Below are 1,274 nucleotides of genomic sequence, written 5' to 3' on the forward strand. Positions count from 1 at the left end.
ACTCGGTTAAATTGCTATTATCGTTTTACTGGGCATCCACCACAGCGTTGACAGATGTTCCAATAAACTTTGCCCATTTCTGCCTGGTTATAGTTCGCATATATATCCCATTAGTATCTGAATGATCTGGTATATAAATTTGTTTAGACACAAAATTCGTATTATAAATTTCTGCATCAACAGTAATTAATAATCCATAACGATCTGCGCCTGCCGGAAAGCCAATAGGCGCTTCAGGTACTTCATTAGAAATCCATACCCCAGAATAAATAATACCTTTCCCATAGTTTTTTGCATTTACCTCATTCCAATTTGGAGGATTGGGTACTATTTTTATTTTTGCCTCGCCATTTTATGAAGATTGTTCTGACATAAAATTTTTATCATAAAAGACGCCATTATTAACATATATCAAATTCAGTTGCCCAGTAAATCCAAAAACAATAATACCTCCATAATTGCGATTTGGATATATGTATCCAAAGAATGAAAAGGTTCCTGCACCGCTAAAATTTCCCATAATTGGGACTCCTGCTGGTAATTTATCCCATAGATATTTTACCTTATCAAGCATGGACGCAGTGCTACCAGAAGAAGATAAATTAACAAGAATGCTTTGGCTCAGGTCGCCATTTTATATAGATGCCCATTCTGTAAAACCGCTTCCAAAATGCCCTCTTACATATATTGTTCCTGCATCAGTAATGTAAAGTTGAGCAAACCTAGAGTTACTTTGTCCGAAGACCAAAAGAAAACCAGCTCTGCTTACCGGAAGATTAGAAAATCCGGTATTGGAAAAATAATATCCACCTAAAGCGGTTGCTTGATTCAGATCCGAAGGACTTTTAGCCGCGCCTTTCATCGTCTCGCCATTTAAACGCCAAGCCATTCTGACCATATGCCATTATATTTATATCTATATTTATTAGTTGTACTGCTTTTAAACTCTTGAAATTCATATTTATTCGTTGTCTTAGTTCCGTGTAGCAATCCTCCAGCACCTCCCAAAATAGAATGGCCTATATCAAAACCCACATTTCTTACATATTCTGTTCCATCTGGAAAATCGATACTTACATCATCAAAAACGTTCTTATTTGATTCAGAATAAGTTATATAAATTAGTTTTTTTTCAAATTTTTCGCCATTTTATATAGCTCATCTTTCCTTCCATCCGCTCCAATCAGATCCTTCTGCCCTTGAATTTGTTGAAAATAAATTAGAAAGAGGATTAAAAATAATAACAACTATATCACCCGTTGATTTTCGTTTTA

At 35.1% G+C, this 1,274-nt stretch carries 2 protein-coding genes; both read right to left on the bottom strand.

Annotated features, from left to right (window positions below; all coding sequences use genetic code 11):
• Positions 1 to 352: 352 nt before the first annotated feature.
• On the bottom strand, positions 353 to 574 hold the full coding sequence (locus NFS31_RS26760) for a hypothetical protein (RefSeq protein WP_251502134.1): 222 nt from the start codon (positions 572 to 574) through the stop codon (positions 353 to 355).
• 60 nt (positions 575 to 634) lie between these two features.
• Positions 635 to 889: a pyocin knob domain-containing protein gene (locus NFS31_RS26765; protein ID WP_251502137.1), complete on the bottom strand. Its 255-nt coding sequence runs from the start codon at positions 887 to 889 to the stop codon at positions 635 to 637.
• Positions 890 to 1,274: the final 385 nt, after the last annotated feature.

Origin of the sequence: Otoolea muris, from assembly GCF_943193115.1 — a bacterium.
Classification (GTDB): Bacteria; Bacillota; Clostridia; order Lachnospirales; family Lachnospiraceae; genus Otoolea; species Otoolea muris.

Coding starts and splice junctions, on each gene's coding strand:
- NFS31_RS26760 (WP_251502134.1), bottom strand. CDS start 574: ATGCTTGATAAGGTAAAATATCTATGGGATAAATTACCAGCAGGAGTC.
- NFS31_RS26765 (WP_251502137.1), bottom strand. CDS start 889: ATGGCTTGGCGTTTAAATGGCGAGACGATGAAAGGCGCGGCTAAAAGT.